Genomic DNA, 25,386 nt, shown 5'->3' on the forward strand with positions numbered 1-25,386 from the left:
CGTCATCGATGCGGCGAATAGTCTCCCGTCATGCCAGTCCACGTCGGATTTAGCCAATCGTGCGAACCTCTCACCCATGAAGACACGACCAACCCTCGGCGGGATGCGCATCGAGGCTCCCGAAGATGATCGAGTGACAGGCTTGTCAGCTATTCGCGGCAACAACATCTTCTGCACCTTGGGCTGAACGTCCTCGCTGCTATTGTCATATTGTCACGCTGGTCAGATCGCTCGCTCGTGACTCCGGCATAGGTCGATACGGGGCAGCGGCGCCAAACGTCAGATTAAACCGAGGCGAATCGCCTTGGCAACGCAATGGGTACGGCTGTTCGTCTCTAGCTTTCGCATCGCGTTCTTCAGGTGAAAGTTCACGGTATTCTCGCTGACTCTCAGGATGACTCCGATTTCCCAGGATGATTTCCCCTCTTCCACCCAGCGGAGGCAATCCTTTTCTCGTTCGGATAGGGCTACTTGCATATGGCATCTGCCCTCCGATGACGGCGCGATTTCTGCAAATGCATGATGAAACTGCCAAGCCAATGCGTTGAGACGACTGAGCCGATACTCAGGGTTCGACATCGTCGAACCTGGATGCAAAGGATGCGACAGATAGTTGTCCAAATGGTCCGAACAGTGGTACGGTTACGCCGTGCTTCAGACCGGCCTCTTTGGCCTCGTTCAAGACACGCATTTCGCCGGGTTGCAATTGAAATTTGTGAGCGAGTTGATCCCATAGAAACGGAGCCGACTGCATCGTCGTACGCCGAACCACGGGATCGATGGCATTGTATCGGCGTTCAGCATAGCGCTCGCTCCACGCCGAAGGAAAGTTTACTGTCACGGCGGCTGGCAGATACTCTGGCCGGCGGGTCGGCTCCGCGTCCGTCAGCGCCCCATAAGCGACTTGACTGAAGCCCTGTTCGCTCGAACAGCTCACAAGCAGATTGAACAACACCTCGGGAGATCGACTCTGTTTTGCGCATTCGATGAAGCAAAATAGGTCCATTTGGTGCCTCCGCCACCGACTTAGGCAACCGGTGCTGGTGGATCGATTTGGGCAGGGGCCCTGCGCCACTTCAGCCTCCTCTCTGCGAAGTGCTCGACCGAACGCGACAATCATACTTCTCGTCAATCGATTTGGCTGAGATCGGATAGTTGCTCGATAAAGAACATTGTGCATGCGCTTCTTCGGGAGGAGGCGGACCTGAAGCGTCCAGCAAATGTCGTACCAGCTGACGCGCCAGGAGCAGTGCCGCAAAAGCACGAGTGCTGGAGAACTGGGCACGCAACGTTCACTGTTAGAATTCGGACATTCGTCGCAAGAGAGACAACCTTGTTCGCGCTAGCTGAAGAATATATCTTGCATCGGCAAGTACGCGAACGATCGTTTACGCGTTGGTCAGCCTCCCGCCTCTGCCTCGGGCGCCAGCCGAGCTAGCTAGGCCCAGCGCCCGCGTCATAGGGCGCAAAGGTAATTAGACGCAGAAATGGCATGCATCCGCTGCGATACCGGTCTGCCATGGCGGTCGCGCCTTACCGAACGCAACGCTGGAGATCCCCGGTTGCGCGATCGCGTATTGCCAAGCGCTCGTGTTCAAAAGCACCCGGACATGTTTGGGCGAGCGAATCATCCGAATACGGCAATGGCACCTGCGGCTTAAATGACATTCAACTGACCGCCCATCATGGGCGTCCTGCTCACGCACATTGACAGATAGAAGCCGTGCGCATGGTCTTCCTGCACGGGGCTGGTGCTCCACCTCGGAGATGCACGGCCATAAATCCGCTTTACAAATGGTAGATCATCGGTCCGCTCGGCCAACATGCCCAGAACTCGCGACCGTCTGCAGTACTGACCTCTGCTGGGATTCCAGTTGCCGCGTTTCGGGCGGAGACGAGTTCGGGCGTGATCTCGCGACGATAGTGGCTCGTTGTGCGGTAAGCATAGCGCCCCCAAGCGTCGCTTTTATCGGTCTGCTCCGCGCCGTCAATACTGCCCTTGAAATCACCCGTCTCTGCTCTCATCCTGGTAAGCAGCGTCGCTCACGCAGTGTTCGCAGGCGGCTTGCAGCGCCTGATGCATGTCCGCAATGAGATCACTCGGTCCCTCGATGCCGGCGTGAATACGAATCAATGGTCCATCAAATGAAACCGTTGCTTCCGTTCGCTGAGGACCATCGACAGGCAGCACAAGGCTTTCGTACCCACCCCACGACAATCCGATTCCAAAAAGGCGCAGTTTCTGGAAGAAAACCGAAAGCTGGGCCTTGGAGATAGGCTTCAGAACGACGCCGAATAGGCCACTTGCACCCAAGAAATCCCGCTTCCAAATATTGTAGCCAGGATGGTTTTGGAGCGCAGGGTGTAGAACCCGGCCCACTGCCGGGTGGTCTTCCAGGCTTTGAGCCAGCTTGAGGCCATTTTCGTAATGCTGCCTCATGCGAACGGCTAGTGTGCGCAGTCCACGAAGAGCTAAATAGATGTCATCTGGCCCAGCAATCTCCCCGAAATGATGAGCGCTTTGCTGCAGGAGCGGCCACGCTTCTTTGTTAGCGGTAGCAATGCCAAGAAGGGCGTCGGAATGACCAACGATATACTTGGTCGCGGCATGGATCGAGATGTCGACGCCATGGAGAAAGGGTTTGAAATAGAGCGGCGTCGCCCAAGTATTGTCCATGAGCACGAGCGCACCCGATTGATGTGCGATCGCGCACAGCGCGGGCAGATCCTGTACCTCAAACGTCATGGACCCCGGGGATTCCAGGTACACAGCTCGCGTTTTTGTCCCAATCTTCGCGAGTAGATCCGAAGGCTGAGTGGGATGGAAGTACTCCACCTTGACCCCAAATCTAGTTAGAACCTGGTTCGCGAACATCCTCACCGGTTCATAGACGTTATCGCAGATCAAAACATGATCCCCGGCCTTCAGGATCCCGAGAAGTGCGTGGGAGCACGCAGAGAGCCCCGAAGGGAACAAGATCGAACGATACCCGCCCTCCAGTTCACAAATGGCAGCCTCGAGAGCACGAGACAACGGTGAGCCGAATCGTCCGTAGTTCGTCACTGGATTCTGCTTGCGCCTATCCCACTCTTCGAGGGTTTCCGAAACGATCGTGGAACCTCGATAGACAGGAACATTGACCATCCCGGCGTGTTTAGCGGGCGCGCGACCGAGATGAGACAATTGCGTGTTGGGCTCTGGCAAGATTTTATCCCAAGCGATGCGATCCATACCTCTCCTATCTGGGATCGCGTCGCTTAAATGCGCGGCGAAAGCCCACTACTATAACTCTGCAACTCGTCTCAGGCGCGACAACTCGAGAACTCTGGATCGTATCCCAACCTTGGAACAGCTCTCTTCCCCGATCGAAAGCGCTGTCGACCGCACAGTGAGACCGCGCCGGACCGAGCTCCCCGAAAATCGGTTGTCAGCTTCATTCAGCTCTACAGTGGGTCCATCACTACAGCAAAGGGCGGGCCAGACGCGCCGGCTGTCGCTGCAGGCGGATTAAGCCGGACTGGTCGGATGCCTCGTCCACCAGGCGGATTTCTTGTCGGACAAAAGACGCTGCATGTGGGCTCCTCGCCAAATCAGCTAAATCGGGACGATCTTGATGTGGGTTGACAATTGCACTTCTATGAACTCGCGCGCTGCCGTTTGTTTTTGCAGCTTCCCAACGAAGGCCTAGTTGCTGCACCGCTTATAGCGAAGCGCGGAGCATGATTTGCGCCATCTAAGCCACGGTTGCGATCGTTACGCCGCCGTCATGCAAGCTCGTGGTGCAAGAGATTTTCACAAGCCCCACTACGCTGAATTATCACAACCAATAAGAACCGACATCTGACTGAATCGAGAGCTGGCCCTTGGCAGACTTGAATCGTACCTAGCGTCAAGTTGTACGTATTCCTCCGTTGAGGGCCGCCTTGTTTGACGGACGCGAGCGCTGCAGGTCCTAGGGGTAATCCTAGGAGAAGCGCTATGACGATTTCGCGGGCAGAGGTGATCACATCGGTCGAGCGGCGGCGGCGGTGGTCGCAGGATGAGAAGGAACGGCTAGTTGCAGCATCGCTCGTGCCCGGAGCCACTGTTTCCGAGGTGGCTCGCATGGCCGGCCTTCATGTGAGCCAGCTGTTCAGGTGGCGCAAAGAGCTTTGCAAGCACGGTGAAACGAGTATAGCGCCATTCGTGCCGGTCGAGATTGAGCCGTCTGGGCCGCCGCGGGATGTGGCCGAAGCGCCATTGACGACGGCGCCGGCGCGTCGACGGAAGAGCCAGGGCATCATCGAGATCGATCTTGGTAGCGGACACCGCATCCGGGTCGATGGCGACGTTGATGGAGATGCGCTGCGTCGCGTTCTCGATGCTCTGGTGCGCCGATGATCCCGGTTCCGACGGGTGCGCGGGTGTGGCTCGCGACAGGCTACACGGATATGCGCAGAGGCTTTCCGTCGTTGGCACTCCAAGTGCAGGAGGTGCTGCGCAAAGACCCGCTCAGCGGTCATCTGTTCGTCTTCCGCGGTCGCCGCAGCGATCTTGTGAAGATGATCTGGCACGATGGCCAGGGAGCATGCCTGTTTACCAAAAGACTCGAGAGAGGAAGGTTCATCTGGCCATCGGTTGCCGGTGAATCGGTAACGATCTCCCCGGCGCAGTTGAGCTACCTGTTGTCCGGAATTGATTGGCGCACCCCTCAAGAAACCCAGCGTCCGACGCGGGTCGGATAGTCGTTTTACAGTTTGAATCTGCTGCTCGATCTGATTCAATGGCTCCATGATATCGGAGCCGGACGATCTTCCATCGGACCTTGCGAGTGCCCTGGCGGCGCTGCAGGCCGAGCGTGAGGCGCGGCTGCAAGCTGAGGCGGTGGCTGCCAGTGCGCGGGCGGAGCTGTCGGACAACGAGGCACTGATCGCGCATCTCGAGCTGCGGATCGAGAAGCTTAAACGCGAACTGTACGGGCAGCGCTCCGAGCGCACGGCACGGCTGCTCGAGCAGCTGGAGTTGGAGCTCGAAGAACTCGTCACCACGGCGAGCGAGGATGAGCTTGCCGCGCAGGCCGCAGCGGCGAAGACGCAGAACGTCCGCCCCTTCATGCGCAAGCGGCCGGTGCGCAAACCGTGGCCGGATGACATCGAACGCGAGCGCGTCGTCATTGAGGCTCCAACGACCTGTGCCTGCTGCGGTGGATCGCGGCTGGCGAAGATCGGTGAGGATGTGACCAAGACGCTGGAGGAGATCCCGCGCCGCTTCAAGCTGATCGAGACGGTACGCGAGAAGTTCACCTGCCGCGATTGCGAGAAGATCAGCCAGCCGCCCGCGCCGTTCCATACCACGCCGCGCGGCTTCATCGGCCCGCAATTGCTGGCGACGATCCTGTTCGACAAGTTCGGCATGCATATCCCGCTCAACCGCCAGAGTGTGCGCTTCAAGTGCGAGGGGATCGACCTGCCGTTGTCGACGCTGGCCGACCAGGTCGGCCACGGGACCTTCGCCGTCATGCCGCTCTTCCATTTGATCGAAGGCCATGTGCTCGCTGCCGAGCGCCTTCATGGCGACGACACCACCATCCGTATCCTGGCGAAGGGCAAGTGCACGACCGGGCGGATCTGGACTTATGTGCGGGATGACCGGCCCTTCGCCGGGCCTGCGCCGCCGGCGGCGGTTTATTACGCCTCGAGCGACCGACGGGGCGAGCACCCCCAGACGCATCTGGCCGCCTTCGCCGGTATCCTGCAAGCCGATTGCTACAACGGCTTCGAGCCGCTGTTCGACCCGCAGAGGAAGGTGCTGCCGATTACGCCGGCGTTTTGCTTTGCCCATGCGCGGCGGGGCTTCTTCGAGCTGGCTGACATCGAGAAAAATGCTCGGGAAGGTAAGAAGGGCAAACCAATCTCTCCGATCGCGCTGGAGGCGGTCAAACGCCTCGATGGGTTGTTCGAGATCGAGCGCGCCATCAACGGCCGCGGCGCCGACGAGCGGCGCGCCGTGCGCCAGGAAAAGAGCAAGCCGCTTCTCGAGGACATGCACGTCTGGTTGCTGCGTGAGCGCGAAAACCTCTCGCGCTCCTCCGAGGTCCTGAAGCCGATCAACTACATGCTCAGGCGCTGGGATGACTTCGCCCGCTTCCTCGACGATGGCAGGATCTGCTTGACCAATAATTGTGCCGAGCGCGCATTGAGAGGCATCGCCTTGGGAAGGCGCAACTGGACCTTCGCCGGCAGCCAGCGTGGCGCCGACCGTGCCGCCATCATGCTGACGATGATCACGACCTGTCGCCTCAACGACGTCGATCCCAAGGCCTGGCTCGCCGACGTCCTCGCCCGTATCGCAGATCTTCCCGCATCGCGTCTGCACGAACTGCTGCCCTGGGAATGGAAGCTCCTGCGCCAAGCCGACAAGCCCGCCGATCAGCAGGCCGCCTGATCTTCAAGCAACGCCATCGTAGAGCTCGCTGTGCCCGCGCGTATGCGTCAATCAGGCGGTCTTCGTCGTATGCGTACAGTTGTACTAACTAGCGGTTCGATTCTTCGAACCGAGACACATTCCGGGCTCAAGGTGCCGGCGCGGCACATTGAGGATCTGCGAGGCGCGCTTGAGATGATGGTGGCAGCTCTTATTGTCCTTTCGATTGTGGCCGGTGGGGCCAGCTACGGCGTCCGCACTCGGCGTTTTCGCAGCCGACGAGAGCGCGCGCGGCTACATATGGCTACGGCCCGCTCCGCAGAGAGCTGCAGCAGTCACGCGCCGTCGCGCAACTCGCTCGAGCAACCCGCCTGCTGGCAACCAGAACCAGATCTTGCGGATCAGAAGCGCTCGACAATAGCCCGCGAGGGCTAAACAATTCACGCGCCTGGGATCTCTTCTCACCTGCAGAATTCGCTGCCGGCCCCTCGGCAAGGTGCAGCTGATGCGCGAGTTCTTACGTCGTGCTGCGCCGTGTCGCGGCTCCAGAACTACGACAGATGCGTTTCTTCGGCGGGGACGTCGAACGGAGCGGCGTGCCGCAAGCGGCACGCGTTTCGACGCGCTAAGTTCAAATAATTTGAAACGCGAGCGAGTCAGACTATACCGCGAAGAAGAACCCCAATCCAGGATCGTATGATGGCTGGAGCCAGGCGTGTCTATTTGATTGACTGCATGCTAACGAAGCTTATGCGCGGTGCGAGGCTTGTTCGCCGATCTTTGCGCTGTACGATCGTCGATCCGCTTTCGGAGGCCTTAACATTCGGGCTCATCAGCCTCATACTATCAATGATCGTGGCAAACCCCGCTTTTTCAGAAAAACAAGTGATCAGGAATGCAGCAAGGGCGCCGATCCCACACTCTGTCTGCCGGAATGCCGCACGGGTCTGACCAGCGCTTGCGCGACGTACAGCTCGATTTCAGTGAAGGAGCTTCCGGACGTCCTAGTCAAGGCGACGCTGGCAACTGGGGGATCGCCGCTTCTATAGCCATTTCGGCATTGACCTTACCGCGATCGCGCTCTCATTGCATGCCGGCCCGGGCACAAAGGCCGTGCGCTCATGCATTACCCACCAGGTTGCGAAGATTCTATTCCCCTCAGATGAACGCAATTTGGAGGTCAAGATTCAGGAGGCGCTTGTCGCAATTTGGCTCGAATGGCGGCTCAGCAAGGATGAAATCCTGAAGGTCTACCTAAACCGTGTGCAGATCGGACGCGGCATCTTCGGCGTCAGTGAAGCTGCGCAAAGTTATTTCCACAAGCAGGTTCAGGATATCGAACTTGGCGAATCAGCCCTGCTTGCCGGCCTGATAAATGCGCCACACTAGATCTACCTTCGCATGTTGCTCTTCCGAATGCGCGTGCAAAGTTGGTTCTGGACACCCTCGTCGAGACCGGGCTCATCACTAATGATCAGCTGTTCGCGGCAAAGCAACATCTGGCGCGCCTGATCTTCATGCATCAGGACGCGTTGCCGAATTGAAGAAATCGAGATGAGCGTGATCTCGCGGAAGATGATTGCCACTGCCGCCAAGAAGTGGAGGGTAGCACGGCTGATTGACTGCAAATTGGTATCGCACCCCGTAATGTAACTGGCGGACCGCGATTCATCGGAAAGAGCCGGCCGGTTGCCTGGCGATAGCAGGGAGGCTGATCGTCAGATCCTCGCTGAACGGGGCGACGGTTTCCCGGTATGTTGCGTGCCCGCTGGACGGCCCATCCATCGCTCAACATGAGCACACCGACGAGGCGAATGATGAAGCCCTGATTGGTGCAGATGCTGACGAAATCGAGACGTACTCGTTGAAGTCGTATTATCCGATCGAAACATTAATACCGTTTGGGCGGCAGCGTCCTCATGCAGTTGACGGCAGCGCGAGACGTGCGAGGAATTGAGCAAAGTCTTTCATTGCTGCACGCGTCCTATCTTTATGAATGGTGTCCGGCGAGATGGTGAAAGCATGCGGCAACAACCTGAAGCGAGCACCTACTACTCTGATGAGAAAGCCTTGCCATTTCTCAATGAGGAGGCATTCGGGTGGTTAGGCAAGAGGGCAGAGCGTTGATCAATAGCGGCCGAAGAAGGCAAGCCTGTTTGCAACTTATGCCGTGAAGCTGCTGACCTTAGGTCTCGCATTGAGCTCGTCAGGCGGCCGGGTCGAGCTGTTGGAAGGGTTGGAGTGGCGGCGGCGCTGGTGGCAAGATGATAAGGCGCGGATCATCGAGAAGACGTTGGCGTCAGCGGCGAAGGTGATGGAGGCTAAGGCGATGGACAACATGCTCAAGTGCTGGAGCGAGTTCACCCGCGTGATCCGCGGCCGCGTCTGCCTTTGAATAGCGCCGCCTGGGATCACCATGTGTTATTCGGGAATGAACAACGATCGGAGACGCCACACCGCCCAGATATGGGAGTGGCCAGAACGAGTTCAATGCCTCGTCCGGCGTGAAGAAGGTCTCGCTGGCGGACTTGATCGTTCTCGGCGGCACCGCACCGGTCGAGAAGACCGCCAGGGACGCCGGCATCGACGTGAAGGTCCGCGGAAATGTCCGCGGCCGTACTGCACGCAAACGACGACGGTGTTACCGCTCAAAATCCTTCTGAGAAGCAAGCTGTCCATCAGTAGCTTGAAACGCAGGCTCGAGCGTCCGCGTATGACTTGATTCGCATAAGCTGCAGCTTTGCTGGCGACTTTGGTGTTGCGGTGGACGGAACCGCTCACTGCAGCTGTGGGGCTTCGCCGGAAGTCGCCACGACGGGCTTTACGCACGAGCCAAGCCTCGAGCGCCTCGGCGGCCCTGCACCCGGGGCCCAACGAACACATCGAGGCGCCGGCGGCCGCTGGCCGAGACGACCCCATTCCCGCAACAATGCAGTGTCGCCAAACAGGGGTGGCTCGATCGTGAGCACATAGAAACGGGCCATGTTCCGGGCCGGATCGCAAGGTTCAAGCACGAGGTATTGCACCGTGAGTCCGGACATGTGCCAGAATCGCATGCTACCGAAACGGCCGTCCAAATAAACTACTGAATCGATCAGGACGAACGAATCAAAAATTTCATGCCAGCGAGCAAACGAATGCGGCGCGTTCACCGAATTTCAGGAAATTTCCTCTATTTTCCAGCCGCGCAAAGAGCGAGAATTGGCGTCGCCCCTGTGGGACCCAGCTTACGGCTGCGCTGAAGCCCCGCAAGCGGGCTTCCCTTACCGGGCTGCCATCTCCGGATTGATAGGCGTCGCACCCATTGTGGCTCGGATTCTGCTCATGGAGCGGCGGACCGCTTCAAGGGAGGCCGCGCTCGCGATTTTTGCCGCGCGAAGCACCATGCATTAAGACGATCCTTCGTTCCCTCTAAGGAGCCCGGGCCAGTAGTGTCCGTCTTTCGTCGGTCGCGGCCCAAAAATGCCCTGGCCAACTCTAATGACGTCAGCCCCCTCTTCGATTGCCATCTCGAAGTCGCTTGTCATACCCATAGAGAGCAGGTCAAGTCGCGACGATACCCTGTCGCGTAGCGCGTCTCGCAACTGCCGCAGCAACTTGAAACACCCGCGAACCTTGTCGGCGTCACCACTGAAGATTGCGAGAGTCATAAAGCCGCGAGGAATCAGGGCCGGATAGTCGGGAAGCCGACGCACAAAGTCGCCCACTTCGTTTGGCGAGAGACCGTATTTGCTCACCTCACCGGAGGTGTTGACCTGGACGAATACGTCGAGACGTCTACCTTCGGCGCCGAGCCGGGCCTGGAGCGCATCGGCCAATCGTATGCTGTCCAGCGCGTGAAACTCGCTGGCGAATTTGATCATCGAATTCACTTTGTTTGTCTGGAGGTGGCCGATGATACTCCAGTTCAGCGACAGATCAGCGAGATCTCGAGCCTTGCCCTCGGCTTCCTGAACCTTGTTTTCCCCGAAGTTAGAGAGGCCGAGTTCGGACGCGATACGGATGACGGCGGTTGGCACCGTCTTGCTAACGGGCAACAGACGAAGTTCCGAGCGGCGACGGCCTGCCCGCACGCAAGCCGTCTTTATCCGTTGTTCAAGTTCATCGAGATTGGAGCGAAAAAGCGAGCGCGGATCATTCGTGAACCTCTCGTTCTCTATTTCTGACATCGTCCGCTTCCTGCTGGTCCCTCACTCGACTCCTCAGTGAGCGAGAGATCACGACATACTGAATTTCGATCGTTCCGTCCAGATATTGGGCCGTCTTTGCCGCGGTCACATGACGCGCTATCGGCATCTGGGTCAAAGTGCTCTCGCGCCAATCGATTGCATATACTGTATGATGCCGTTCATTGCGGCTCTCGTGACGAACTTTTTGCGTGGGCGGCGTCAACGCTAGCGCGCTCACCGCGATCGAGCTTGGATGCTACAGCAGAGAACAACAGCCGCGCGGCGTGAAGATCCGTCGCGACGTCCGCCAGCAGCCATTGCAGCCCTGAAAATCGATGGTTTTCGAACCAAAGGCGGTGACCCATGTCGTCGGTCGTTCGGCCGCCAGCGCGCGATCGAGCAAGGCCTCAATCATTCCACAGGGCTGCGACGAGCGTTCGGGCGACGTCGACACCGGTCATGGCACGTTTGAAGCCGTCGCCCGGAGGAAAGAGCACTGCGGCCTCGTCTACGAGGCAATCCGACAATTCGATCCCAGCGAGCCCATGGCGTGACACCCGACTAGATCGTACGGCGACGTCACCGACAAGCCCGCAGATCGTCGCTCCGCCAGAAAGCCAGCCGAACGCGCACGCATGGCCAGTATCCGCCAAGGGTGGGCGAGGCTACCCTGCACCGTGCGTTTGCTGGCGTGCGGATTCTGCGTCATCTCGCGGGTGGCGCATTCGTCGAAATACTTCTTGGCTTGGAGCTCTTGTTGCCTGGACCGTCTCTCATCTTTACTGGTCCGCGAAGCGATCGGCCCTTGAACGACTAAAAGCTCACTCCGCGGGCGGGCGGTCGCGACGCCGTTCCCGTCCGCGACGTCGAGCGCCGCAAGGGCCTTCGGCTTGCGCAGGCGCACGTAGACCTGTGCCGCCAAAAGCGTCAAGCAAAGGAACAGAAAGAACGCGCTGATCGGCCGCTCGACGAAAATCATGGCGTCACCGCGCGAGACCAGCAGCGAACGGCGGAAGTTCTCTTCGACGCGTGGCCCCAGGACGAAGCCGAGCAGGATGGAGGCCGGGTGGAAATCGAGCAACAGCAGCAGATAGCCGGTCAACCCGACGACGACGGTCTCGCCGACCTGGAACATGTCGTTGTTGGTCGAGTAAACGCCGATCGCGACGAAGAACACCGCACTTGGATAGAGATATTTGTAGGGAATCATCAGGAGCTTCACCCAGAGCCCGATCAGCGAGACATTGAGCAGGACCAGCATGATGTTGCCGACCCAGAAGCTCGCGATCAGGCCCCAGAAGATGTGGGGTGCTCTTTGATCAGTTGGGGACCGGGCACGATGCCCTGGATCATCAGCGCACCCAGAATCAGAGCCATGACAGCATCCCCGGGACTCGACGCTCATAGTCGGGATGAAGTCACCCTGCACGGACGAATGCGTTCGATGCCTTCGGACAGGCGACGCCTTCAATCATGCCGGTGCCGAACTCCTCTGGCGTTTTCGAAACCTTTTTCTCAGCCGCGTAGGAGATAAAGGAAGCGATCGTTGGTCCCGTTCCGGGAATGAGCGAGCAAAGGCTCCTAATGATGTTGCCGCGCAACGTCGCGGGGATCGAGCGGCGGAGCTCATCGCGCGATGGGCGCAGATCGCGCAGGCCGACGTTCGAATAGCGCGTGTTCACCTCGGAGTATTGGTTCACGCTCTTCATGAACTCGGCGATACCAAATAGACCGAGAGCGAGTCCGACGAGTTCGATGCCGTCAAGGAGATTCGGGATGCCGAACGTGAAGCGCTCCGAGCCGGTCTCGACATCCGTTCCCACGATTCCTAGAACAGGCCCAGCAGCACCATGAGCAGCCCGGCGTAGAAGTCCTTCTTTTGCAGCATGATCGGCATCTCGGCACCTCTATGCGGTTTTGGTCGCTATCACGACGAGCGCCGACGCCGGTTCGGAAGACACCTGCGTCAGCTTGTGCGGAATCGTGGAGTCGAACTGGATGCAATCGCCCGGATTCAATGTCTCCTTGCGCTTTCCGATGACGAGCTCGATCCGGCCGGTGAGGATGAACAGGATTTCCTCACCTTCGTGGTGACTCATGATGCGACCGCGTTTCGCCGTCTTGGTCGGCCGCACGATAAAGGCGCGCATCGTGCGTTCGGGAGCCAGTCCGGCGACTAGCGACAGGTGCGTGTCCACGTCGCCAGCCTTCCCGTTCTTCGCGCGGACAATCGTGATCGGGTCGTGGTCGTCCGGCTGGCCGTAGAAGCGGTCTAAGGTCGTTCCGAGCGCCTCGGCGATCTTGAGCGCGGAGCCTATCGACGGAGAGGAGAGCCCGCGTTCCAGCTTGGAAAGATAGCTACGGGTCAGACCGGAATCGGCGGCAAGCTGCTCCAGCGTCATGCCGCTCTGCACGCGGAGGAATTTGAGGTTGAGTGTCATTGCGCTCGGCTCTTTTTCGAAGTTATTGCCTGCATCGATCTCGCACCAAACCATCGACAATTCAAACCGTGGAACGGGACCCCCGTCCGATCACAGGTCCAGCACCAGTCTTTGTCCGGCGCAATCGCCCACACAGACGATGAGCTCATTCTGCCGCTCAGCAGGCGAAAGCACGCGATCGCGATGGATGGGAGGCCCCTCGGTCCAGCGCGTGCGGCAGGCACCACAGATGCCGCCGCCGCAGGACACGGGTACGTCGACGCCGAGCGCGTCCAGAGTTCCGAGAAGGCCAACATCTGGCGTGACAGTCGCCAGCTTGTTGCTCGCCGACAGATAGAGTTCGTAGGGAGGCACGTCGCTTCGGGCAATGACCTTCGGCGGGGTGAACATCTCTATGTGTTTGCGCTCTTCCGGCCAGGCCGAAACGGCATCTCCGAAGGTCTTCAACATCGCTGCGGGTCCGCAGCAGGCCGCCAGACCAGATCCGGCGAATTCCTCGAAAATCGCGGCGATGACGGGCTTGGCCTGCGCGTTCGTGTCGTACAGGCGGACACGGCCTGCTTCGATGGCCGGCGCGATCATGTCAGTCAGGACCGGTCGTCCGCGGCTGGTCCAGTGCAGCACGTAGTTCGAGCGCCCTCGGCGCTCGAGATGCCGAATTGCGGAGATGAACGGGGTTACGCCGATGCCTCCCGCGAGGAACACGTTCGATCCCACCTGGTCCAGTGCGATCCCGCCGCGCGGCAGCGAGACCGAAATCGGCTGTCCCACTTCCACATGGTTGTGCATGAAGTTCGAGCCGCCGCGGCCTTCGGGTTCGCGCTTCACCGCGATCACGTAGCGCCGATCGTCGTCCGGCTCGTTGCAAAGCGAATAGGTCCGGACGAGACCATTCCCCAGATGGACATCGATGTGCGCCCCGGGTCGGAATGGCGGCAGTTCCCAATCGTCCTGGTCAACCAGCGTGAAGCGCTTTGTGTCGTTGCCGAGATCCTCGACCTTCGAGACAACGGTGGAGACCGTCTTGATCGCCTTCGCCATCTAGATCGGCCTCACGGCGTCGCCGACCTGTAGCGTGCCCCCGGCGATGATCTTGCAGTTCAGCCCCGACCGGTTGATCAACGGATCGAAGACCGCCTTGCCGAGTATCTCCTCGATGTGCCGGCACGGCGTCGAAAGGCGGGTCGCCTCGACAATCGCTTCTCCGAGCCGGAAGCGACGGCCGACGAGATGATTCAGCGGGACGCCTTCGACGGTCACGTTCCGGCGATGTTCCTCGGGCAGCAACTCGATCTTGTGGTCGCGTTGCAGGGCCTCGAGCGTCTCCATCTCGAACAGCGTGACCTGCCGTCCCTCCTCCGGCTTGTGGGAGTAGAAGCCGGTTTCCTGGCCGACGAAATATCGATCGCCCTCGATACCGCGTCCAGCGACGAGCTCGAGCGAGGGAAACGAGCGCATCGGCAAAAAGGCGCGCGGGGTCTTGTGCAAGAAGCGAACGACGCCCTGCCAAGACATCGTGACCTCGGGCTCATCGATTGCGATCGCGTCCATCGTGTTTTCTCCTTGGGCGTCAATCCCGAACTGGTTTCAACGTGAGGCGGCGAGCGATTTGTCGAGCGTCTGGCGCACGTCCGATCGCACCTCGATGACGACCGGTCCTTTGGTCGTCATCGCCTCCGCGACGATCCCCGGGGCACGTTCCACGTCCTCGATGACAAAACCGGTCGCGCCGAAGGCGCGCGCCAAAGCGGCAAAGTCGGGATTCGAAAGATCGGTGCCGTACGGACGATCGGGAAAGGCCCGCTCCTGGTGCGACCGGATGGTCCCGTAGGACTGGTTATTGGACACGACGATCGTGAGGTTCGCGCCTCTGGCGACTGCCGTCGCAAGCTCATTGCCCGTCATCAGGAAGCCGCCGTCTCCGCAGAAGGCGACCACTTGCCGCTCCGGAAAACGAAGGCTTGCGGCGAGCCCGGACGGGACTCCGCTGCCCATCGCCCCGCAAGCCGAGCCGAGCAGCCGCGCGGTCGGCTCGAGGCTGAAGATGCGATGGACCCATCCGGCGAAATTGCCGGAGTCGGTCGTGACGATGCCATCGGGCCTGAAGTGCGCGGCGATGGCCACCAGCGCGTGACCGAAGACGTCGGCCGATGGTACGCCGAACCGAGGCCAACCATGCGTGGCCGTCCGCGCCGCGGCAGCCGCGTGGAGCCACTCGGTGCGGGCCCGCGCCGTCGCGGGCGCAGCGAGCATGGCCGACACGAACGCGTGCGATCCGGATACGACCGCGACGTCGGTCCGGACGCGCTTTCCGATTGCATCGGGATCCGGATAGACGTGGACCAGCGGCTGGCGCGGCTCGGCCTGTCTCGGAAATGCGAAGCCAAGCGAGGACAGATCGCCCAGACGTGTTCCGACGGCAACGACGAGGTCGGCGCATTCGAGCAGTTTCACATGAGGCTGAGACGTGAAGAACCCGAACTGACCGGCCCACAGCGGGTGAGAGTTCGGGAATTGGTCCTGCATCTTGTTCATAGTGACGACCGGCACGTTCCATTTCTCGGAGAACGCGACCAGATCTTTGCGGAACGATGCCGTCCGGCATTCGCCGCCGACCAGCAGGATCGGCCGCTCCGCTGCCGTCAACGCCGTCCTCGCCTGTTCAACGGCCGTAGCGCCCGGCTCCGGACGCACGGCTCCGTTGGCTGTGGCCGCAAATCCCTCGGCCGTGTCCTCGAGGAGATCTTCCGGCAGTTCGATGGCGACGGGACCGGGCGTTCCCGCATGGGCCACGGCGAACGCGCGGGCCATCATCTCTGGAACGAGATCTGCCGAGTTCAGACGCACCGACCACTTCAGCACGCCGTCGAAAGATCGGCCACAGTCGATCTCCTGCACCGCGTCCCTTGCGAGGTTCGGACGATCGACTTGACCGACCAGCATTACCAGCGGAATCGCCTCCTGGGCGGCCACGTGCAGCCCAAGCGCTGCGTTGAAGGCGCCCGGACCACGGCTTGTCATCACGACGCCTGCGTGCCCCGTGAGTTTGGCGTCCGCGACCGCCGCGAGGCTCGCGCTTCCTTCGTGCCGGCAGGTCACCAGATCGAAATCGTTGCGGTCGCGCAGCGCGTCCAGCAGCGCCAGAAAGCTTTCTCCCGGTACGCCGAAGGCCCTGTCCACCCCGTGCGCGACGAGACAGTCCGCGACGAGTTCCGCGACGCGATAGGTCATGCGACGCTCCCGTCCTGCCTGATGGTCAGGGGATCGCCCATGACGCGCAGTGGCGCCTCCGTCCGATCTCGCAGCGCCTCGATCGCGAGGCCGTCGAGTAGGGCCCGAACGGCCAGGCCATCCTCGGTTACGTCGATGATGCAGAGGTTGGTGAAGATGCGGGTCACCACTCCGCGCGCCGTGAGCGGATATCCACATCGCTCCACGATGCGGGAGCGGCCATCCTTGGTGACGTGGTCCATCATTACCCAGATCGACTTGGCGCCGACCGCCAGATCAATGGCTCCGCCGATACCGGGCGGAGACCCGTTGTCACCGGTCGTCCAGTTGGCGAGATCACCGTTCTTGGACACCTGAAACGCGCCGAGCACGGCGACGTCGAGATGACCGCCTCGCATCATCGCGAATGAGAGGCTGGAGTCGAAGTAGGAACCGCCGCTCCGCAGGGAAATCGGCATCTTTCCGGCGTTGATGAGATCCCAGTCCTCCTCGCCGGCTGCGGGCTTTGGGCCCACGTTGAGGATGCCGTTCTCACTGTGAAGGATCACGCCCGAACCGGCCGGAAGGTAATCGGCCACATGCGTCGGAGCGCCGATGCCGAGGTTCACAAATCCTTGCTCGGGAAGATGCAATGCGACCATGCGCGCCAGCGCGTCACGTGAAAGCGGGGTCATCGGGAGCTCCTTGCGAAAACGCGATCGACGAAGATGCATGGCGTGACTATGGCTTCCGGATCCAAATCGCCGACGTTGACCACGCGGTCGACTTCCACGGCGACCGTCCGGCCCGCGGTTGCCATGACCGCGCAGTGGTTGCGCGCCGTCTTGTTGTAGGTGACGTTGCCGAGCGTGTCGGCGAGATGACCTTTGACGAAAGCGAAATCTGCATGAAGCGGTAGCTCAAGAATGAATTCGCGTCCGTCGACGACGATCTTCTCCTTGCCGTCAGCGAATACCGTTCCGACGCCGACGGGAGAAAGGAAGCCGCCAAGACCGGCGCCGCCCGCCCGGATGCGCTCCACCAACGTGCCCTGCGGAACGAGTTCGAGCTCGACCGTGCCGGCACGATATTGTTCGGCGAAGTGCTTAGCGCTGCGCGGATAGGAGCAGACGATCTTGCGAACGATCCTGGCTTCAAACCACAGCGACAGATCGTCCTCCGTCGAGCCGGCGTTGTTCGATATCAGCGTCAGGTCGCGGACGCCGCGGTCGAGCACCGCCTTGACCACTCCGAGCGGAAGACCCGCTCCGCCGAACCCGCCCATCATGACGGTGTCGCCGTCCTTGATGCCCTCCACGGCCGCCGCCGCGTCTTCAACCACTACGTTGCGCATCGTTTCGTCCGCCGTGTTTGCTACGGGATGAATTTGGGGTACGTCGCGGACAGGCCGCGGCCGACCCGGTCGAGCAGCATCTCGTTGGTGCCGTCGGCGTAGGCCGCCATCCGGACCTCGGCGAAATGCATGTTCAGGCGGTGGGCCGCGCCGGCGCCCGTCGCGCCCACGATTCGAACGCACTGATCGATGCCCCAAAGCGCAGTGTCGACAGCGAACTTCTTCGCTTGCGCAGCCAACGCGACCGGATTTCCCCCGATCTGGATCTGCTCGGCGGCGCGGAAGACGAGCGCGTTGGCGGCCTCGAGCCGGACCGACACCTCCGCCAGCTCCCAGCGCAGGCCCTGATGTCCAATCAGCGGCTTTCCGAAGGCCTGCCGGCCTTCGCAGTAGTCCACCGCCTCGCACAGCGCCGCATGCAGAGTCGCCACGCACATGGCGGCCACGTGAACGCGGGCCGCGTTGACCGATGCCATCGAAGCTTTGAGCGCGGCGCCCGGCGCTGCAATCAGACACCACTCGGGAATGAAGTGAGCGTCGAAAGCCACTTCGGCCAGACGGAAGGAACGCGCTCCGGGAACAACGATCTCGGTCCGCTTCACCGTCTCGGCCTCGCCGAAAGGCACGTAAAAGCTGGCGATGTCACCCGCCCCGGCAGCGTCTCCGACGCGGGCCAGGACGATGAGACCACCCACCAGCAGGCCGTCGGTCATCCACGCTTTGGTGCCGCTCAGAGCCCAGCCGCCGTCGACCGGAACGGCCGTCGTGGTAAGGGCGGAGACATCGCTGCCGCCGGCCGGCTCGGTCATGGCTGTCGTCAGAAGTAGCTCGCCGCGCAGCGCGGGCTGCAGGAGACGCTCGATCTGGACCGGCGTACCGGTCTGGGAAAGACGCGTCGCTCCGCCTTGGTGATGGTTCAGGCAGAACGCCGCTGCGAAGCCGTGACGCGCCATCTCCTGCGCCACGCGAATCTTGCACAGGTACGACGCTTCCAGTCCACCGTGAGCACGCTTGGCCTGAAGTCCCAGCATGCCGAGCGCCGCCCACTCGGCGATCCACTTTTCCGGAAACGCCTCGCCCGTCATGTGCGCGGCGAAGACGCTCGCGGAAAAGGCACCAGCACAGAACGCCCGCGCCTTCGCCACGTGATCACGCTCGTCGGCGGAAAGTTGAGCGTCGTACTGGTGATAGAAGTCCATAGAAGATCCTTCGGCGAGCTACTTCTGAAGCGGCGCTCCGATGTCCTTGGCCCACTGATTCCAGTAGGCTTCTTCCTTTCCGACGTCGGCCGTGAAGGTCTCCACCGTCGAACCAGCGATCGGAGTTGCGCCGATCGTCTCCAACTGCTTCAGGAACTCCGGATCGCTCGAAGCCTTGTCGAGGGCGGCGCCAATCTTGGCGACGACTTCGGCCGGTAGGCCCGGCGGACCCGCGATCCCGAACCATGGGGAGATATCGATAGGCTTGCCGCCCGCCTGTTCGATCGTCGGCAGATCCGGGAAGGCCGGTGACCGCTCGACCGACGTCACCGCGAGCGCCTTGAGGGTGCCGGCCTTGACCTGCTGACCGATCGTGGCTTCGGTAAAGAAGCCCACCTGCAGGATGCCCGACATGCAATCGACGATCGGTTGATTGCCGCCCGAATAATTGATGAACGTCATCTTCGTATCATAGGCCATGTCGAACAGCGTGCCGCCGACATGGGACGTCGCCCCGAACGTACCGCCGAAGTTTACTTCTCCAGGGTGCGCCTTCAGATAGGCGACGAGTTCCGGAACGCTGGCCACAGGAAATTTCGGGCTCACGACGAGCAGATTCCGCTGCTTCGCGACCTTGCGAAGGTAGGTGAAGCCATTCTGCTGATCGTACCGCACGGACGCATAGAGTGCCTTGGCGCGAGTATTCGATGACTCCACCGCGACGAGAAGCGTGTACCCGTCGGGCTTCGCGCGGGAGACGTTTGACGCGGCGATCATTCCGCCGGCACCACCGTTGTTCTCGATGATGACGGTCTGGTTCAACTCTTTCGAGAGCAGACGGCCGATGACGCGGCCAATGATGTCAGTCGGGCCTCCAGCCGGGAATCCGACGACCAGCTTGATCGTGGTTGAGGGATAGGCATCGGCGGCCTCGACCGGCTCAACAAACAAGCCGAGACAAAAAATGGCGGCGCCGGCGGCAATCGACGCGGCTCTTCGGAATGATCGAAACATGCAGCATCTCCCCCTCGAAGGACGATCCACCTTCAAGCCAAGGACACTTTGTGTCAAGTGTGAAACTAGCGTGACCCGACTTGGAGGCGCACAATGACTCGGCAAACGCTGCGAAAAAAGCGTGCATCATGCGGTTTACAGCAACATTTGGTCCAACTTTGCCGTCCGGCAGCCGAGTTCCAGGGTTGCCAAACTAGACTGGTTGTGTTCTAGACGATCGGTCTAATAAGGACACAAATGGCGAAATCTGCAGACAATCACCTCCAGCTAAACGTGCAGGGCCGACACAACGTCGGCTATGCGCCGACCCGTGACGTTCTGATCCGTTGCGGAATGGAGGTGATGACCCAGCAAGGTTTCGCAGCTACGGGCCTGGACGCGCTGTTGCGCCGTGCCACCGTGCCGAAGGGCTCGTTCTACCACTACTTCGAAAGCAAGGCCGACTACGGCCGCGAAATCATGAGGGCCTACGACTCCTTCTTCCGACACAAGCTGGACCGCACCCTGAACGACGGAAGGCTTGCGCCGTTGGCGCGTATGCGAGCTTTCGTCGAAGATGCCAAAGCGGGCATGGCGAAATACGGCTATACGCGCGGCTGCCTCGTCGGAAACCTCAGCCAGGAGGTCGAGGCGCTGCCCGACGATTACAGGTCCGCTTTGGACGGAATCATCAAGGGCTGGCAGCGGAAGGTGGCGCGTTGCCTGGAACTCGCGCGCGACGCCGGCGAGATCGGAGACGCAGCGGACTGCGATGCCTTGGCCGAGTTCTTCTGGATCGGCTGGGAGGGAGCCGTGATGCGGGCGCGCCTCGTCAAGAACGGCCTCCCGCTCGATACCTTCATCGCCGGTTTCGTCGCCGGCCTGCCGCGTCCGGACGAGCCGAAGGCCAAGTCCAGAAGAAAATCGTGAAGAGGAGTTCAAGTTGTTCAAAGCCGTGTTGATCGAGAAGGACGAGCGGGGATATCGCGCCGACGTCGCCGAATTGCCGGACAGCCGCCTGCCCGACGGTGAGGTGACCGTCGACGTCGAGTTCAGCACGCTGAACTACAAGGACGGCCTCGCGATTACCGGCAAGGGCCCGATCGTGAGATCCTTCCCGCTGGCGCCCGGGATCGACTTCGCTGGCGTGGTCTCGTCGAGCTCCGTCCCGACCTTCGCGCCGGGGGACCGAGTAGTTCTCAACGGCTGGGGTGTCGGCGAACAACATTGGGGCGGCCTCGCGCAGCGAGCAAAGGTCAAGGCCGACTGGTTGATCAAGCTGCCGCCTTCAATGCCTTCCCGCCGCGCGATGATCATCGGAACCGCGGGGTATACCGCCATGCTGTCGGTTGTAGCCCTCGAGAAGTATGGCATCCGTCCCGGCGCGGGCGACGTACTGGTGACCGGCGCCGGCGGAGGCGTCGGCAGCATCGCGATCATGCTTCTCCACAAGCTCGGTTTCCGCGTCGTGGCTTCGACCGGCCGTCCGGCCGAGGAGCCCTATCTCAAGAGCCTGGGCGCTGCCGAGATCATCGACCGGTCACAATTGTCGCAGCCGGGCAAGCCGCTGCAGAAGGAGCGATGGATCGCCGCCATCGACTCGGTAGGTAGCCATACCCTCGCCAATGTTTGCGCCGGAATCAAAGCGGACGGAGCGGTTGCCGCGTGCGGCATGGCGCAAGATTTGGATTTTCCCGCAAGCGTCGCCCCCTTCATCCTGCGCGGCGTGGCGCTGTTCGGCATCAACAGCGTGACCCGCCCGAAGGTAGAACGCGTCGAAGCCTGGGACCGTCTCGCTTCCTTGCTAACCGAAGCCGATCTGGAGAAGACGGCGGTCGAGATCGGTCTGAACGACGTCGTCGCCGCGGCTGGCCGCCTGGTGAGTGGCCAAGTGCGCGGGCGCACGATCGTCAACGTCAATAGATGACATCGACCGAAAAGTAGAGCGATGCGATGTGGCGGTCGTGCCTCGAAGCAAACCCAAAGGCGATGACCGCTCGCGCAAACATGGGAGATCCCCAATATGGCTGCTTCGGAACGAATTGCATTGGATGGACCTGGGTTCGGGTTCTCGACGCGAGCGATCCACCATGGGTATGACCCTGCCCATCACTCTCGCGCGGTATCCCATCCCATCCCATTCATATGACGTCGACGTTCGCCTTCGACAGCGTCGCCGAATTGGATGCGGTGGCCGCATTGGGGGGCAAACTGTATGGGCGGGAGTTCAATCCGACGACCGCATTGCTGGAATCCCGCTTGGCAAACTTGGAGGGTGCCGAAGACGCCGTCGTACTGGCCTCGGGAATGGCCGCGTTCGGTGCCTTGGTTCTTTCGCTCCTATCCCAAGATGACGAACTCATCGTCCATCGGACCCTGTATTCGAATACGACGACCATGACGGAACAGGGCTTGCCTCGCTTCGGCATAAAGACCATCCCTGTCGATCTCAGTGATCCCGCCAATCTGGATGCTGTTCTCACATCTCGCAGTAGATCCGTCTACTTTGAGACGCCGGTCAATCCCACAGGAGACGTGCTCGACATCGAAGCCATTGCGCAATGTGCTCGGCAGGCCGGTCTCCTGGTCATCGTCGATGGCACATTCGCATCTCCGGCCCTGCAGAGGCCTCTCCAATGGGCGGACATCGTGCTCCACTCCCTTACCAAATATATGAGCGGGCATGGAGACGTTCTCGGAGGGGCTCTCCTGGGACGGAGCGAGCTGATCGAAAAAATACGTGATCGCGGCTTGCGCTACATCACCGGTGCCGTCATTTCGCCGATGGTTTCGTCTCTGATTTTGCGCGGGATCAAGACACTTCCTCTCCGGATGGACCGTCACGGGTCCAACGCACTCGCGATTGCGCGCATGCTCGACGCCCACTCGGCCGTAGAGTGGGTGAATTATCCATTTCTGCCGTCCCATCCGCGGCATGCAATCGCAAAGAGACAAATGTCAGCGGGATCCGGAATGCTGTCCTTTGGTCTTCGTGGTGGTTTTGATGCTGCCCGCTGTTTTCTCGACTACCTCAAGCTCATTACGCTTGCCGTCAGTCTCGGAGACGCTGAAACGCTCATCATGCATCCCGCGAGCCTGGTTCATGCCCGGCGCGCCGTTCGTCCCGAAGCGCGCCTTCAAAGGGGAGTCGGAGATGACCTGATTCGCCTGTCGGTTGGTCTGGAAGACGAGGCAGATTTGCTCGGCGACCTCGAGCAGTCCCTAAACCGTCTTTAGCTCGCCGCAATGCGCGTTCGTCAAGGAGAGGCCAAACATGATTTCCCCGCCGCCAGGACTCGAGACCGCCATGGACTTTGCTCGGATTACTCTAAGCCCGCAGAAGGAGGTCGTCCGAAAGTTCTACAAGGACATGTGGGACAATGCGGACGTTGCTCTAATCCCCGAAATATTTCAGCCCGGGTTCACCTTCCGGGGCTCCCTCGGTCCTGTCCTCGTCGGCTTCGATCAGTTCGCGGACTACGTCAGATGGGTGACAGACTCCCTGGAAAACTACACGTCTGATATCCTCGATCTCCTGGAGGAGGGCAATGCGGTCTCGGGGAAGCTGCGCTTCCACGGCATCCATCGGAAGCCAATGTTCGGCCATGCGCCCACCGGACATCACGTGTGGTGGTACGGTGCGCCGATCTTCACGTTTCGAGGCGACAAGGTGAGCGATCTGTGGGTCTTGGGCGACATCCACGGACTGATCGGTCGTCTCGCGCCGGATGCGACTAGCAAGCCGGAGTTCACAACGGACAAGTAGCCCTGGTCCATGATCGCTCGCGCCGAGCGGCCACCACCTTTGATCCGAAATGGAGACAAGCCATGTACACGCCTCCCGCCTTCAAGGACGAAGACGTCGAGAGCATCCGCGCGACGATCCGCGACGCCCGCTTGGCCAATCTGGTAACGGCGACTGCCGAGGGCCCGCTTGCGACGCCGCTTCCGCTGTTTCTCGACGAAAGCGAGAGCGAGCAAGGCGTGATCTACGGGCATTTGGCAAAGGCTAATCCGCAGTGGCGGGTTCCTCCGATCGGAAACGCGCTCGCGATCTTCATGGGTCCGGACGCCTATGTAACGCCTTCCTGGTACGCGACCAAGCAGGAGACCGGCAAGGTCGTGCCCACATGGAACTACGTCGCTGTGCAAGCGTTCGGACCGGCCGAGTTCTTCCATGATCCAGAGCGTCTGCTCGACGTGGTGACTCGCCTGACGCGGAAGCACGAAGCAGCGCGTGCGAAGCCATGGGCCGTCTCGGACGCTCCCGCGGATTTCATTGCCGGCCAGTTGCGCGGCATCGTCGGGATCCGCATCCCCGTGGTGCGCTTCGAAGGCAAGCGCAAGATGAGCCAGAACCGTCCAGAGGCCGATCGCGTCGGCGTCGCGGCGGGCTTGGCGGCCAGCGAGAATCCTGCGGATCGTGCCGCGGCCCCTCAAATTCCCGTACCTGTCTAGCTTTCGGAGGTACGATGTTCGAGCTTCAGACGTTCGCGCTGTTCTTGTCCGTCGCCACGATCGTGGCGGTCACGCCGGGGCCGGGCATTTTCTACATCGTCGCCCGCACGCTGGCTGGCGGCCGGACCGAGGGATTAGCATCCAGCGTCGGCTTGGGTCTCGGTGGTTTCGTACACGTGCTCGCCGGCGCAATCGGCATCTCGGCCCTGGTGATGGCGAGCGCGGAAGCGTTCACTGCGCTGAAGATCGCCGGCGCGCTCTATCTCATCTGGCTCGGCATCAAGACTTGGAGGAAGCGCGAGTCCCCGCGCCGGCCGAAGTCCAGACGACCGGCGCTGGCCGTGCACTGCACGAAGGCATCGTCGTGGAGGCACTGAATCCAAAGACGGCCGCGTTCTTCCTTGCCTTTATTCCGCAGTTCGTCGACACGAGCGTAAACGTGGCTCTGCAGTTCGTTGTGCTCGGCACGATTTCCGTCGCCTTGAACACTGGCGTAGATCTGATCGTGACCCGTTGGGCGGCCAAAGCGAGGGATCGACTCGCCGGGCGACCGACGTTTATCGCGCGCACGAGACAGACCTCTGGAGCCGTGATGTGCGGACTCGGGGCCGCGCTTCTTATCGCGCGTCGCGCAAGCTAGGCTAACGCTTTGTCGCAGTGTCGATCTGACAGTCGTCATCCCATCAGAACAAGCAACACATCAGGCGCCCGACCCAATCGACCATGGGCCAACGGGGGTACACTACAGCCAAATGCGCAAGTAGGCTTATCCTGCTGTCACACTCACCTTTCCACCGGCGCGGTCGTCGATGTAGCGCCGAAGCGCTGTCAATCGGCTTGCAAATTTGACCCCTCATCGGCGTCCAATTTTGACCCCTTTGCGCGGCGAGCTTTGCTGGTAGCGCTCGTCTCGTCGGAGCTGGCCGGGATAGCGGAGGCGAGACGAGCGCGGGTGGCGTGATCGTCGTCTCGGCTCTTGAACCGCCAGCTATCGTTGCCGGTCTCGACGATGTCGCAGTGATGGGTCAATCGGTCGAGCAGCGCGGTGGTCATTTTGGCGTCACCGAACACGTCAGAGTACCCCTATTCTCGAGCGGGTCGTGTCTCACGTCACGATCACTGACCCGCATCATTTTCTGTTCGGGCACCGGCTTGAGGT

27 protein-coding genes and 2 pseudogenes are annotated in these 25,386 nt (G+C 60.8%); 11 read left to right on the forward strand and 18 right to left on the reverse strand.

What is annotated here, in order from left to right:
* Positions 1-279 precede the first annotated feature (279 nt).
* The 3 genes from IVA79_RS08705 to metC all read right to left on the reverse strand — a co-directional run bounded on the left by IVA79_RS08705 (position 280) and on the right by metC (position 3,232).
* On the reverse strand, positions 280-579 hold the full coding sequence (locus IVA79_RS08705; protein WP_346658161.1) for a helix-turn-helix domain-containing protein: 300 nt from the start codon (positions 577-579) through the stop codon (positions 280-282).
* Positions 566-1,006 (reverse strand): autoinducer binding domain-containing protein, encoded by a 441-nt coding sequence (locus tag IVA79_RS08710; RefSeq protein ID WP_247551888.1) that lies wholly within the window; start codon positions 1,004-1,006, stop codon positions 566-568. The genes IVA79_RS08705 and IVA79_RS08710 overlap by 14 nt, the downstream gene beginning before the upstream one ends.
* Positions 1,007-2,005: 999 nt before the next feature.
* The gene (gene metC / locus IVA79_RS08715) at positions 2,006-3,232 is read right to left on the reverse strand and encodes a cystathionine beta-lyase (RefSeq protein WP_247551890.1); all 1,227 of its coding nucleotides are present in this window, start codon (positions 3,230-3,232) and stop codon (positions 2,006-2,008) included.
* Between the two features lie 747 nt (positions 3,233-3,979).
* Here metC and IVA79_RS08720 point away from each other — a divergent pair.
* The 4 genes from IVA79_RS08720 (at position 3,980) to IVA79_RS08735 (ending at position 7,792) form a co-directional block, all read left to right on the forward strand.
* Positions 3,980-4,381: a transposase gene (locus IVA79_RS08720; RefSeq protein WP_247551892.1), complete on the forward strand. Its 402-nt coding sequence runs from the start codon at positions 3,980-3,982 to the stop codon at positions 4,379-4,381.
* On the forward strand, positions 4,378-4,725 hold the full coding sequence (gene tnpB / locus IVA79_RS08725) for an IS66 family insertion sequence element accessory protein TnpB (protein ID WP_247551894.1): 348 nt from the start codon (positions 4,378-4,380) through the stop codon (positions 4,723-4,725). Before IVA79_RS08720 ends, tnpB begins: the two co-directional genes overlap by 4 nt.
* A gap of 46 nt (positions 4,726-4,771) precedes the next feature.
* On the forward strand, positions 4,772-6,424 hold the full coding sequence (locus tag IVA79_RS08730) for an IS66 family transposase (RefSeq protein WP_247551896.1): 1,653 nt from the start codon (positions 4,772-4,774) through the stop codon (positions 6,422-6,424).
* A 1,005-nt stretch (positions 6,425-7,429) separates the two neighbouring features.
* Entirely contained in the window at positions 7,430-7,792 is a 363-nt protein-coding gene (locus IVA79_RS08735; RefSeq protein WP_256465560.1) for a biosynthetic peptidoglycan transglycosylase, read from the forward strand.
* A gap of 2 nt (positions 7,793-7,794) precedes the next feature.
* Here the strand turns inward: IVA79_RS08735 and IVA79_RS08740 are convergent, their stop codons facing one another.
* Positions 7,795-8,031 carry a hypothetical protein gene (locus IVA79_RS08740; RefSeq protein WP_247551900.1) on the reverse strand — a complete coding sequence of 79 codons (237 nt, stop codon included), beginning with the start codon at positions 8,029-8,031 and terminating at the stop codon, positions 7,795-7,797.
* 542 nt (positions 8,032-8,573) lie between these two features.
* Here IVA79_RS08740 and IVA79_RS08745 point away from each other — a divergent pair.
* The gene (locus IVA79_RS08745; protein WP_247551902.1) at positions 8,574-8,798 is read left to right on the forward strand and encodes a hypothetical protein; all 225 of its coding nucleotides are present in this window, start codon (positions 8,574-8,576) and stop codon (positions 8,796-8,798) included.
* A 382-nt stretch (positions 8,799-9,180) separates the two neighbouring features.
* On the opposite strand, the gene IVA79_RS08750 is transcribed toward IVA79_RS08745, so the two are convergent.
* From IVA79_RS08750 to IVA79_RS08805, 13 genes are all read right to left on the reverse strand, one after another.
* On the reverse strand, positions 9,181-9,459 hold the full coding sequence (locus IVA79_RS08750; protein WP_346658164.1) for a WGR domain-containing protein: 279 nt from the start codon (positions 9,457-9,459) through the stop codon (positions 9,181-9,183).
* A 333-nt stretch (positions 9,460-9,792) separates the two neighbouring features.
* On the reverse strand, positions 9,793-10,572 hold the full coding sequence (locus IVA79_RS08755; protein WP_247551904.1) for a YggS family pyridoxal phosphate-dependent enzyme: 780 nt from the start codon (positions 10,570-10,572) through the stop codon (positions 9,793-9,795).
* A 256-nt stretch (positions 10,573-10,828) separates the two neighbouring features.
* Positions 10,829-10,987, reverse strand: a complete 159-nt coding sequence (locus IVA79_RS08760; RefSeq protein ID WP_247551906.1) for a hypothetical protein — start codon at positions 10,985-10,987, stop codon at positions 10,829-10,831.
* Between the two features lie 93 nt (positions 10,988-11,080).
* On the reverse strand, positions 11,081-11,833 hold the full coding sequence (locus IVA79_RS36705) for a tripartite tricarboxylate transporter permease (RefSeq protein WP_253075255.1): 753 nt from the start codon (positions 11,831-11,833) through the stop codon (positions 11,081-11,083).
* Positions 11,834-11,990: 157 nt separating this feature from the next.
* Positions 11,991-12,395 carry a tripartite tricarboxylate transporter permease gene (locus IVA79_RS36715; protein WP_346658162.1) on the reverse strand — a complete coding sequence of 135 codons (405 nt, stop codon included), beginning with the start codon at positions 12,393-12,395 and terminating at the stop codon, positions 11,991-11,993.
* Positions 12,396-12,479: 84 nt separating this feature from the next.
* Positions 12,480-13,067, reverse strand: a complete 588-nt coding sequence (locus tag IVA79_RS08770) for a helix-turn-helix domain-containing protein (RefSeq protein WP_247551908.1) — start codon at positions 13,065-13,067, stop codon at positions 12,480-12,482.
* Between the two features lie 36 nt (positions 13,068-13,103).
* Positions 13,104-14,054, reverse strand: a complete 951-nt coding sequence (locus tag IVA79_RS08775; RefSeq protein ID WP_247551910.1) for a PDR/VanB family oxidoreductase — start codon at positions 14,052-14,054, stop codon at positions 13,104-13,106.
* Positions 14,055-14,564, reverse strand: a complete 510-nt coding sequence (locus IVA79_RS08780) for an MOSC domain-containing protein (protein WP_247551913.1) — start codon at positions 14,562-14,564, stop codon at positions 14,055-14,057.
* A gap of 36 nt (positions 14,565-14,600) precedes the next feature.
* Positions 14,601-16,244 (reverse strand): thiamine pyrophosphate-dependent enzyme, encoded by a 1,644-nt coding sequence (locus tag IVA79_RS08785; RefSeq protein WP_247551915.1) that lies wholly within the window; start codon positions 16,242-16,244, stop codon positions 14,601-14,603.
* Positions 16,241-16,918 carry a 3-oxoacid CoA-transferase subunit B gene (locus tag IVA79_RS08790; RefSeq protein ID WP_247551917.1) on the reverse strand — a complete coding sequence of 226 codons (678 nt, stop codon included), beginning with the start codon at positions 16,916-16,918 and terminating at the stop codon, positions 16,241-16,243. The genes IVA79_RS08785 and IVA79_RS08790 overlap by 4 nt, the downstream gene beginning before the upstream one ends.
* On the reverse strand, positions 16,915-17,577 hold the full coding sequence (locus tag IVA79_RS08795) for a 3-oxoacid CoA-transferase subunit A (protein ID WP_247551919.1): 663 nt from the start codon (positions 17,575-17,577) through the stop codon (positions 16,915-16,917). The genes IVA79_RS08790 and IVA79_RS08795 overlap by 4 nt, the downstream gene beginning before the upstream one ends.
* Positions 17,578-17,597: 20 nt before the next feature.
* On the reverse strand, positions 17,598-18,776 hold the full coding sequence (locus IVA79_RS08800) for an acyl-CoA dehydrogenase family protein (RefSeq protein WP_247551922.1): 1,179 nt from the start codon (positions 18,774-18,776) through the stop codon (positions 17,598-17,600).
* A gap of 18 nt (positions 18,777-18,794) precedes the next feature.
* Positions 18,795-19,790, reverse strand: a complete 996-nt coding sequence (locus IVA79_RS08805) for a tripartite tricarboxylate transporter substrate binding protein (protein WP_247551924.1) — start codon at positions 19,788-19,790, stop codon at positions 18,795-18,797.
* 333 nt (positions 19,791-20,123) lie between these two features.
* Between IVA79_RS08805 and IVA79_RS08810 the strand changes: the two genes are divergently transcribed.
* From IVA79_RS08810 to IVA79_RS08835, 6 genes and pseudogenes are all read left to right on the forward strand, one after another.
* Positions 20,124-20,699 (forward strand): TetR/AcrR family transcriptional regulator, encoded by a 576-nt coding sequence (locus IVA79_RS08810; protein WP_247551926.1) that lies wholly within the window; start codon positions 20,124-20,126, stop codon positions 20,697-20,699.
* A 13-nt stretch (positions 20,700-20,712) separates the two neighbouring features.
* Complete coding sequence (locus IVA79_RS08815) at positions 20,713-21,696, forward strand: MDR family oxidoreductase (RefSeq protein WP_247551928.1); 984 nt, start codon at positions 20,713-20,715, stop codon at positions 21,694-21,696.
* A 218-nt stretch (positions 21,697-21,914) separates the two neighbouring features.
* Positions 21,915-23,006 carry an aminotransferase class I/II-fold pyridoxal phosphate-dependent enzyme gene (locus tag IVA79_RS08820; protein WP_346658163.1) on the forward strand — a complete coding sequence of 364 codons (1,092 nt, stop codon included), beginning with the start codon at positions 21,915-21,917 and terminating at the stop codon, positions 23,004-23,006.
* Positions 23,007-23,043: 37 nt separating this feature from the next.
* Positions 23,044-23,535, forward strand: coding sequence for an ester cyclase (locus tag IVA79_RS08825; protein WP_247551930.1), 492 nt, complete (start codon positions 23,044-23,046; stop codon positions 23,533-23,535).
* Positions 23,536-23,597: 62 nt separating this feature from the next.
* Positions 23,598-24,227: an FMN-binding negative transcriptional regulator gene (locus tag IVA79_RS08830; protein WP_247551934.1), complete on the forward strand. Its 630-nt coding sequence runs from the start codon at positions 23,598-23,600 to the stop codon at positions 24,225-24,227.
* Between the two features lie 14 nt (positions 24,228-24,241).
* Positions 24,242-24,867, forward strand: a pseudogene (locus IVA79_RS08835) (LysE family translocator).
* Between the two features lie 188 nt (positions 24,868-25,055).
* Here IVA79_RS08835 and IVA79_RS08840 read toward each other — a convergent pair.
* Positions 25,056-25,298 (reverse strand): annotated as a pseudogene (locus tag IVA79_RS08840) (ATP-binding protein); the annotation flags it as partial.
* Between the last annotated feature and the right edge of the window lie 88 nt (positions 25,299-25,386).

The sequence above is a fragment of the Bradyrhizobium sp. 138 genome, assembly GCF_023074075.1.
Classification (GTDB): domain Bacteria; phylum Pseudomonadota; class Alphaproteobacteria; order Rhizobiales; family Xanthobacteraceae; genus Bradyrhizobium.